Below are 9,495 nucleotides of genomic sequence, written 5' to 3' on the forward strand. Positions count from 1 at the left end.
AAAGACAGCCATAAAAAAACCGCGCCCCACTGGGCCGCGGTTCTTGCATCGCATGGGCAATCAGTAACCCAGAGCGAAGTCTTCTTCGTTCATGTCCATCAGGCTGCTTGCGCCAGACAGCATGGTCGCAACGTGGGTGCGGGTACGCGGCAGGATGCGTGCATAGTAGAACTGCGCGGTCTGCAGCTTGGCCTTGTAGAAGGCCTGGTCACCCTCGCCCGAAGCGATCTTCTCGGCGGCGACACGCGCCATGTCGGCCCAGAAGTAAGCCAGGCAGGCGTAGCCGGAGTACATCAGGTAATCCACCGACGCGGCACCGACTTCCTCGCGGTCCTTCATGGCGGCCATGCCGATCTTCATGGTCAGCTCGCCCCACTCCTTGTTCAGCTTGGCCAGCGGCTCAACGAACGCCTTGATCGCTTCGTTGCCTTCGTTGGCCTGGCAGAACTTGTGGACGATCTTGGTGAAGCCCTTGAGCGCTTCGCCCTGAGTCATCAGCACCTTGCGACCGAGCAGGTCGAGGGCCTGAACACCGGTAGTACCTTCGTACATCATCGAGATGCGGCAGTCGCGCAGGTTCTGCTCCATGCCCCACTCGCTGATGAAACCGTGGCCACCGTAGATCTGCATGCCGTGGGATGCGGACTCGAAGCCGACCTCGGTCATGAACGCCTTGGCGATCGGGGTCAGGAAAGCCATCAGGCCATCAGCGGCTTTCTTCTGTTCCTCGTCCTGGGCGTACTTGAGGATATCCACCTGCTTGGCGGTGAAGTAAACCATCGCCCGATTACCCTCGGCGAAGGCCTTCATGGTCAGCAGCATGCGGCGAACGTCGGGGTGCACGATGATCGGATCGGCGGCTTTTTCCGGCGCTTTCGGGCCAGTCAACGAGCGCATTTGCAGGCGATCACGGGCGTACTTGATGCCACCCTGGAAGCCCAGTTCGGCATGCGCCAGACCTTGCAGAGCAGTGCCCAGGCGAGCGGTGTTCATGAAGGTGAACATGCAGTTCAGGCCCTTGTTCGGCGGGCCGATCAGAAAGCCGGTGGCAGCATCGAAGTTCATCACGCAGGTGGCGTTGCCGTGAATGCCCATCTTGTGCTCGAGCGAGCCACAGTTCACCGCGTTGCGCTCACCGACGCCGCCTTCGGCGCCGGGCAGGAACTTCGGCACGATGAACAGGGAAATACCCTTGGTACCAGCCGGTGCATCCGGCAGGCGAGCCAGTACGATGTGCACGATGTTATCGGCCATGTCGTGCTCACCGGCCGAGATGAAGATCTTGGTGCCGGAGATTTTGTAGGAACCGTCGGCCTGAGGTTCGGCACGGGTGCGCAGCATGCCCAGGTCGGTACCGCAGTGGGCTTCGGTCAGGCACATGGTGCCGGTCCATTCGCCGGAGACCAGCTTGGTCAGGTAGGTGTGTTGCTGCTCGGGCGTGCCGTGTGCGGAGATGGTGTTCATCGCGCCATGGGACAAGCCGGGGTACATGCCCCACGACCAGTTGGCGGTACCGACCATTTCACTGACAGCCAGGCCAAGCGACTCGGGCAGGCCCTGGCCGCCATGTTCGACGTCATGGGCCAGGCTGGGCCAGCCGCCTTCGACGAACTGCTTGTAGGCTTCCTTGAAGCCGGTCGGCGTTTTCACACCGGATTCGCTCCAGGTGCAGCCTTCGGTATCGCCTACGCGGTTCAGCGGAGAGAGCACCTGCTCGCAGAACTTGGCGCCTTCCTCGAGGATGGCATCGACCATGTCTGGCGTGGCGTCCTGGCAGCCGGGCAGGCTCTGATAGTGCGCTTCATAGCCGAGCAGTTCGTCACGAACGAAACGGATATCACGCAAGGGGGCCTTGTATTCAGGCATAGCGGGTACCTCTGCGGGTGGTCTCTTATGTTTGGGATGACCGATGGGCGGTCGTTTGCAGAATGGCCATATATGGAGTCGGCTGCCAGCGCAGCGACTCAAACACATGTTTGAAACATACGTTTACGCCCTGGCACTGTCAAGGCCCGACACCGTTCGCTCAAGCGCGCAGATCGAGCGATCCAGAGGGATTCTGATCGGCCGCGAACGCGGCGTAGAGGCTGATCCCGGCGGGCTCCGGGCGGGCCTGCTGATCGGCGGACGTGACTGACGGGTCGTCGCTTTCCTGATCCGTTTCGTCGGCAGGTGCCTTCGCCTCCTCGGCTTCGCTGCGCTGCTGTGCGGCGAGCTCGGCACGGGCTACCGCCATTTGTGCCTGCGCCTGGCTGGCGACGCTGCGATCCTGGGCAGAGGGTTCGGCCGGCGCCAGCGCGGCACGGATCACGATCTCCATCTTGCTCAGCGTGGCCTGAGGATCATTGGCTACCGCCCCCACGTCGATGCTCACCTCACCCCCGGAAGCATAGCGCTTGCCATCCGGGCCACGGGTATAGGTGTAGGTGGGTGCGCCAGCGTGCACGCCGCCAACCGCCGCGTGCGCCTGCTCGTGGGTTCGCACCTCACGATCCCGGTTGACCAACTCGGAAATGACCAACTGCAACTCCTGCTCTTCCTGAGGAGTGCGGGGCTCGCCTGGTTTGGCGGTAGCAGAGGAGTCTTCTGACTTGTCCTGTTCCTCCTGCCCGGTTGCAGCTTTTGAGGAATCGGACTCAGCACTAGACGCCACAGGCGCAAAAGCGGCGCGGGCCAAATCAGGGGAGCTGGAGGAATCGACGGGGCGTGGAACGGCGGTCGCGGCAGGAAGTACAGGATAGTAAGAGGGAGAGAAGCCAGAAACTTGCATGTCATCCTCCCTCCTGGAACCGAGCGCCCGAAGGCGCGACGATTAGGCGGTGACGTCGATCAAGGTGCCCAGCACCTTGTCCGCCGTCTGAACGACACGAGCGCCAGCCTGAGCTTCATATTGACCGACGCGCATCTCGACCATGTTATCGGCGATATCGGAGCGGGCAGCCGAGGGCTCGTTGGCCTGCGCGCGCTCGGCAATCACCGGCGCTCTGGCGATTTCACCGGCAGCCTGATCGACGCGACGCTGGCCGGATTGAATGGTATTGATGCCAGCGTTGAATGCGCTGGTGGATGAGATCTGCATGGACGTCTCCTGGTGCAGGGACCTATGGCATGTATTTAAGCAGAAGCCGCTTAAAAAATGTACAGCCAAAAATAATGCATGAGCTGGCTTTATAGCATCATTCGCGATAAATCGAGGTACTGCGCCACCCGCTCCGGCAAAGCCGCTGACAAGTGCGGCACCTCGCCGATGCAAGGTGCGGGCAAACGCTCGCTCAGGGTATCGAGATTGTCCTGCAGCCGCGCCGCATGCGGGTCAACGATATTGGCCACCCAGCCAGCGAGCGGCAAGCCATCGCCCAGGATCGCCTCGGCGGTCAGTAGCGCATGGTTGATGCAGCCCAGGCGTACGCCGACCACCAGAATCACCGGAAGCTCCAGTGCCCGAGCCAGGTCCGACAGGTTGGCCGCGCCCGTCAGTGGTACGCGCCAGCCACCGGCACCTTCGACCAGCGTGAAGTCCGCACCTTTGCCCAGAATCGCCCGAACCGCTGCGCTCAACGCCGGCACCTCAAGCTGCACGCCCTCGTCGCGCGCCGCCAGATGGGGGGCGATGGCCGGTGCGAAGGCATTGGGGTTCACCTCGTCATAGCGCAGCGGCAGGCTGCATTGAGCGAGCAGTGCCAACGCGTCGTCGTTGCGCAGCCCCTCTGCGGTAAGCACACAGCCGGAGGCGACCGGCTTGGCCGCAGCCGTCGACAGCCCGGCGGCGCGGGCCGCATACAACAGGCCGGCGGCGATGGTGGTCTTGCCGATTTCGGTGTCGGTGCCCGTGATGAAATAGGCTGCACTCATGAGCGCTGCTCCTTTTGCAGTACGCCATAGATGACCTGGTAGGTGCAGGGCAGTCCCTCGGGCTGGCGCCGTTGTTCGTAAGCCTCGGCGAGCGCGCGCAAGCGTGCGCGCCCGGTCAGCCCGGCCGGGCGGCCATCGTTGAGATTATGCGCCCCCAACGCCTTGAGGCCGTGGGTGAGGCTGCGCAGATCCGGGTAGTGGAGGCGATGCGCCTGAAGCTGCAGCGCCTGCACCTGCATACCGCTGGCAGCGCACAGCGCCTCATAGTCCTCGACGCGGCGGAAGCGGTTGACGTGCACGAAACCGTCCACGGCCTGCCAGCTGTCACGCAGCTCCTGCAAGGTGCCGACGCACAGGCTGCTGAACGCCAGCACACCACCCGGTCGCAATACCCTGCGCGCCTCGCTGAGCACGGCCTGGAAGTCGGCACACCACTGCAAGGCCAGGCTCGAGAAAATCAGATCACAGCTCTGATCACGCAGTGGCAGCTGCTCGGCGTCTCCAGCCACGTGGCACTGCGCGCCGCCCTGTTGCCGAGCGTGCTGCAGCATGCCTTCGGCGATGTCCAGGGAGATGCCCTGTGCAAGGGGGAACCATTCGCCCAGCGCCCGGCTGAAGTGGCCAGTACCACAGCCAAGGTCGAGCCATCGCCCCGGCTGCGTGGACAACGGCAGCCGCCACAACAACCGCCGCCCCACATCGCGCTGCAATTCGGCAACGCTGTCATAACTGCCAGCGGCCCTGGAAAAGGACGCCGCCACCCGGCGCTTGTCAGGCCGCTCGTTCACCGTGCGCCTCCATGAAACCGAGCAGCATGGCCGCTACGTGCTCGGCCTGTTCCACAGCGAACCCATGGCTCGCGCCCTCGACACTGCGCACCTGGGCAGCAGGCTGCACGGCCTGAACAGCAGCAGCGGCAGCCGCCGGTACCAACGCATCGGCGGTGCCGAACAGGTGAAGTTGCGGCCCCTGGAACTGCAGCAGTGCGGGTCGGGTATCGAGGGTAGCAAGCAGGTCGAGCCCGGCCAGCGAGTCGACGCCGCCAGCCTGCGCCAGCAATGCACGGGACAGCCCCCGAGCATCGGCAGCACCCTGGCTGCAGAGCATCGCGAAGCGCTTGAGGGTTGCGCTCGGGTTCTGGCGGTAGGAATCGTGAAACGCCTCGAAGGTAGCCGTCGGCATCGCTGCCGACCAACCCTCGCGGGCAATGAAAGAGGCATTGCTGGCCAGCGTCAGCAGACCAGGACAATCCTCTGCCCGCCGTGCTGCCAACAGGCTGGCGAGCATGCCGCCCAGTGACCAGCCACCCAGCCAGGCACCCCGGGGCAGGCGCTCGTCCAGTTGGTCGAGCCACAGCTCCAGTTGCCCATGTTCGAGCGGCGGTAGCGGCTCGATATCGACCTGCAACTGCGAGCCGAGGGCATCGACGAGCGGCTGCAGCGGCGCACTGCCGAGCCCCCAGCCGGGTAACAGAATCAGGCGCTCGGTCATCGTTCCGACTCTCCCGGCAGTTGCAGCCAGCAATGGGCGAGCACTTCAAGCAGCCGATCGACCTGGGCGAGTTCGTGGGCAGCCGACAGGGTGACCCGCAACCGCGCGCTGCCTGCCGGCACGGTCGGCGGGCGAATCGCCGTGACCAACATGCCGTGCTCGCGCAGCGCCTGAGACAAGGCGACGGCGCGGCCGCTATCGCCGACCAGGATCGGCTGGATCGGCGTATCACTGTCCATCAGTTGCAGACCGATGCTCGCGGCGCCCTCGCGGAATCGACGGATCAGTGCGGCCAGGTGCTCACGTCGCCAGTGCTCGCTGCGCAGCAGTTCGAGACTCTTCAGGGTGGCACAGGCCAACGCCGGCGGCTGACTGGTGGTGTAGATGTATGGCCTGGCGAACTGCACCAGGGTATCGATCAGATCGTCGCTGCCAGCGACGAAGGCGCCAGCGGTACCGAACGCCTTGCCCAGGGTGCCGACCAGTACCGGCACGTCGCTGATGCCGAGGCCGAAATGCTCGACCACACCACCGCCCGTTGCGCCCAGGGTGCCGAAGCCATGGGCGTCATCGACCATCAGCCAGGCATCCCTGCGACGTGCCTCGGCGCACAGTGCAGGCAGGTCCGCCATATCGCCGTCCATGCTGAAGACGCCGTCGCAAACCACCAGGGTATTGCCCTCGGCCTTGCCCAGGCGCGTAGCGAGGCTGCCACGGTCGTTATGCAGGTAGCGCGAGAAACGCGCGCCGCTGAGCAGGCCAGCATCCAGCAATGACGCGTGGTTGAGTCGATCTTCGAGTACCGTATCGCCTTTGCCGACCAGCGCCGTGACGGCGCCGAGGTTGGCCATGTAGCCGGTGGAAAACAGCAATGCGCGGGGGCGGCCGGTGAAATCGGCCAGGGCTTCTTCCAGTTCATGGTGCGGCGTGCTGTGGCCGATCACCAGATGCGAAGCGCCACCACCGACCCCCCAACGTTGGGCGCCAGCCCGCCAGGCCTCGACCACCAGCGGATGGTTGGCCAGGCCGAGATAATCGTTGGAACAGAACGCCAGCAACTGGCGCCCGTCCACCTCCACCAGCGGCCCTTGCGGGCTGCCTAGCAGCGGGCGCTGTCGATAGAGATCGGCGGCACGCCGCTCGGCCAGGCGAGCGGCAAGATCGAAAGGCATGCAAAAGCTCCAGGCTGCAAGCCACAAGCTTCAAGCGGCGCAACCATTCAGATCGCGCCGCGATGCTCGTCGCTTGTGGCTGTTCTCAGACCGCGTTGTAGAACAGCCGCGAGTCGCGCTGCTCGACCAGCGCCTGCTCGATGGCCGCCTGGTGCACCTCGTCGGCGTGCTCCTCGCGCGCTTCGGGCTGAATGCCCAGGCGTGCGAACAGCTGCATGTCCTTGTCAGCCTGAGGGTTGGCAGTGGTCAGCAGTTTTTCGCCGTAGAAAATCGAGTTGGCGCCAGCGAAGAACGCCAGGGCCTGCATCTGCTCGTTCATCGCCTCACGCCCGGCGGACAGGCGCACATGGGATTTCGGCATCATGATGCGCGCCACCGCCAGCATGCGGATGAAGTCGAAGGGGTCGACATCTTCCTCATTGGCCAGCGGCGTGCCCTCGACCTTGACCAGCATGTTGATGGGCACCGACTCCGGGTGCTCCGGCAGGTTGGCCAGCTGGATCAGCAGGCCGGCGCGGTCATCCAGCGACTCGCCCATGCCGAGAATGCCGCCGGAGCAGATCTTCATGCCGGCGTCACGCACGTAAGCCAGCGTCTGCAGGCGCTCGGAGTAGGTGCGGGTGGTGATGATGCTGCCGTAGAACTCCGGCGAGGTATCGAGGTTGTGGTTGTAGTAGTCGAGGCCCGCCTCGGCCAGGGCAGCGGTCTGTTCCTTGTCGAGCTTGCCCAGGGTCATGCAGGTTTCCAGGCCCAGGGCCTTCACGCCTTCGACCATCTTCAGCACGTAGGGCATGTCCTTGGCGGACGGATGCTTCCAGGCCGCGCCCATGCAGAACCGGGTCGAACCGATAGCCTTGGCCTCGGCCGCGGCCTCCAGCACCTTCTGCACTTCCATCAGCTTCTGCTTGTCCAGACCGGTGTTGTAGTGGCCGGACTGCGGACAGTACTTGCAGTCTTCGGGACAGGCCCCGGTCTTGATCGACAGCAGCGTCGAGACCTGCACACGGTTGGCATCGAAATGCGCGCGGTGCACGGTCTGGGCATGGAACAGCAGGTCGTTGAACGGTTGCTCGAACAGCGCCCGAACTTCCTTCAGGCTCCAATCGTGACGCAGGGTGGCGGCGGTACTAGCGCTCATGGGGGCAAGTCCTTATCTACAGGCGGCCTGCTACAGTCGAAAGCAGACCCTACACGGATGTGCGGCATAGTTAAGGAAGCATCATGCACTGTCAACCATATGCATTTATCAAGGTTTACAACTGGTTAAAAATAAAACAAACCTGCTCGCTCTGTGATGAGCGGGTGGATACGCCTTTGCCGCTGTGCGCCGAGTGCGATGCGGAGCTCCCATGGCTGGGGCCGCGCTGCCAGATCTGCGCCCTGCCGCTTGCTGTCGACGGCCTTGTCTGCGGCAACTGCCTGAAGCGCCCGCCTGCATTCAGCAGGGTCGAGGCCCCGTGGCGCTATGCGTTTCCGGTGGACGCCCTGATCAATCGCTTCAAGCATCAGGCTCGCTGGCCCATCGGCCGGTTACTCGGTGATCTGCTCGCCCGCCATCTGGTGCACGCCTTCGGCGAAGGGCTGCCCAGGCCGGACGTATTGTTGCCCGTGCCGCTTTCGCCCAAACGCCAGCGCCAACGCGGTTTCAACCAGGCGCAGATGCTCGCTCAGGTGATTGGCCAAGCCGTGCAGATTCCTCAGCGCAGCGAGTGGCTGCAGCGCATTGGCGATACACCCGCCCAACAGAAACTCGATGCCGTCGCCCGTCGGCGCAATCTGCGTGGCGCCTTTGCGGTCAGCCCCCAGGCGCAGGTGAAGAAGCGGCACGTTGCGCTGATCGATGACGTGCTGACTACCGGCGCCACGGCGCAGCAGCTTGCCCGCCTGCTGATTCGCGCCGGGGCGGCGCGCGTGGATGTCTATTGCCTGGCCCGTACGCCCGCGCCCGGGGATCATTGACGAGGGCTGGAGCGTCACGCACAGTGGCCAGCCGTCGTGATTACCGCTGCCCTGCCCATGACCACCCTCTCGCTGCTCGCCCAACACGTTACCCGCCGCCCGCAGCGCATCGCGCTGCTCGAACAGATCGCCGCGCAGGGCTCGATCACCCGCGCGGCCAAGGCCGCCGGCATGAGCTACAAGGCGGCCTGGGACGCCATCGACGAGCTGAACAACCTGGCCGATCAACCCCTGGTCGCTCGCAGCGTAGGCGGCAAGGGCGGTGGGGGTACTCGGCTGACGCCAGCCGGGGAGCGTCTGCTGCAGTTGCACCAGCGCCTGCAGGCCATTCAGGCCGAAGTGCTGCAGGCCGCCGAAGACGACGCCGACCTGCAAGTGCTCGGCCGGCTGATGCTGCGTACCAGCGCGCGCAACCAGCTCAGCGGTCGGGTACAGGCGATCCAGCGCCAAGGCGGCAACGACCTGATCGAGATCGAACTGCCCGGAGGCTCGTCGATCCAGGCGCAGATTACCCACAGCAGCACCGCTCACCTGCAACTGCAGGATGGGGTGCCCTTGATGGTGCTGATCAAGGCCGGCTGGCTGCAGCTCAGCGGGCTGGACCAGGAAGCCGACCCGAGCCTTAACGCGCTAGTGGGGACCATCGAACAGATCCTGCCCGAGGCCGATGGCCCCTGCGAGGTGCGCATCGCCCTGCCCAACGGGCAAACGCTGTGCGCCCAGGCCTGCGCCGAACAGCTCACCCGGCAGGGGCTGGGTGCGGGCAGCCCGGTACGCGCCCAGTTTGCAGCCAGCCATGTGTTGCTGGGGACGCAGGTCTGATGCGATTGGCGGGCTGAAACCCACCCTACTCCCCAGGTGCATCAACCGTAGGGTGGCGCTTTAGCCCACCAAAGCCATTCAACGCCGATGGTGGCTGACTGTTCAAAGCATGCGCTTCGAAGCTCCGGGCCGTGGGGGTATTGGTGGTGGGCTGAAGCCCACCCTACTCCCAAGGCGCATGAACCGTAGGGTGGCGCTT

At 64.5% G+C, this 9,495-nt stretch carries 10 protein-coding genes; 2 read left to right on the forward strand and 8 right to left on the reverse strand.

Annotated elements, in window-relative coordinates; translation table 11 throughout:
• Positions 1-60: 60 nt before the first annotated feature.
• The 8 genes from QRN22_RS22550 to bioB all read right to left on the reverse strand — a co-directional run bounded on the left by QRN22_RS22550 (position 61) and on the right by bioB (position 7,653).
• Positions 61-1,866: a phenylacyl-CoA dehydrogenase gene (locus tag QRN22_RS22550; protein ID WP_042553314.1), complete on the reverse strand. Its 1,806-nt coding sequence runs from the start codon at positions 1,864-1,866 to the stop codon at positions 61-63.
• A 160-nt stretch (positions 1,867-2,026) separates the two neighbouring features.
• Positions 2,027-2,770: a putative metalloprotease CJM1_0395 family protein gene (locus tag QRN22_RS22555; protein ID WP_042553313.1), complete on the reverse strand. Its 744-nt coding sequence runs from the start codon at positions 2,768-2,770 to the stop codon at positions 2,027-2,029.
• A 42-nt stretch (positions 2,771-2,812) separates the two neighbouring features.
• On the reverse strand, positions 2,813-3,079 hold the full coding sequence (locus tag QRN22_RS22560) for a hypothetical protein (protein ID WP_042553312.1): 267 nt from the start codon (positions 3,077-3,079) through the stop codon (positions 2,813-2,815).
• Between the two features lie 89 nt (positions 3,080-3,168).
• Positions 3,169-3,852, reverse strand: coding sequence for a dethiobiotin synthase (bioD, locus tag QRN22_RS22565; protein WP_042553311.1), 684 nt, complete (start codon positions 3,850-3,852; stop codon positions 3,169-3,171).
• Positions 3,849-4,640 carry a malonyl-ACP O-methyltransferase BioC gene (gene bioC, locus QRN22_RS22570; protein ID WP_042553310.1) on the reverse strand — a complete coding sequence of 264 codons (792 nt, stop codon included), beginning with the start codon at positions 4,638-4,640 and terminating at the stop codon, positions 3,849-3,851. The genes bioD and bioC overlap by 4 nt, the downstream gene beginning before the upstream one ends.
• Complete coding sequence (locus QRN22_RS22575; protein WP_042553309.1) at positions 4,624-5,343, reverse strand: alpha/beta fold hydrolase; 720 nt, start codon at positions 5,341-5,343, stop codon at positions 4,624-4,626. The genes bioC and QRN22_RS22575 overlap by 17 nt, the downstream gene beginning before the upstream one ends.
• On the reverse strand, positions 5,340-6,515 hold the full coding sequence (gene bioF / locus QRN22_RS22580) for an 8-amino-7-oxononanoate synthase (RefSeq protein ID WP_042553308.1): 1,176 nt from the start codon (positions 6,513-6,515) through the stop codon (positions 5,340-5,342). Before bioF ends, QRN22_RS22575 begins: the two co-directional genes overlap by 4 nt.
• Before the next feature lie 85 nt (positions 6,516-6,600).
• A complete protein-coding gene (gene bioB, locus QRN22_RS22585; RefSeq protein ID WP_042553307.1) occupies positions 6,601-7,653 on the reverse strand; it encodes a biotin synthase BioB in 1,053 nt (350 codons plus the stop codon).
• A gap of 83 nt (positions 7,654-7,736) precedes the next feature.
• Here bioB and QRN22_RS22590 point away from each other — a divergent pair, with 83 nt between their 5' ends.
• Both QRN22_RS22590 and QRN22_RS22595 read left to right on the forward strand, forming a co-directional pair.
• A complete protein-coding gene (locus QRN22_RS22590) occupies positions 7,737-8,474 on the forward strand; it encodes a ComFC family protein (protein WP_042553306.1) in 738 nt (245 codons plus the stop codon).
• Between the two features lie 57 nt (positions 8,475-8,531).
• The gene (locus tag QRN22_RS22595) at positions 8,532-9,296 is read left to right on the forward strand and encodes a TOBE domain-containing protein (RefSeq protein ID WP_042553347.1); all 765 of its coding nucleotides are present in this window, start codon (positions 8,532-8,534) and stop codon (positions 9,294-9,296) included.
• Positions 9,297-9,495: the final 199 nt, after the last annotated feature.

Source organism: Pseudomonas sp. MEJ086 (genome assembly GCF_030209025.1).
GTDB classification, from domain to species: domain Bacteria; phylum Pseudomonadota; class Gammaproteobacteria; order Pseudomonadales; family Pseudomonadaceae; genus Aquipseudomonas; species Aquipseudomonas fulva_A.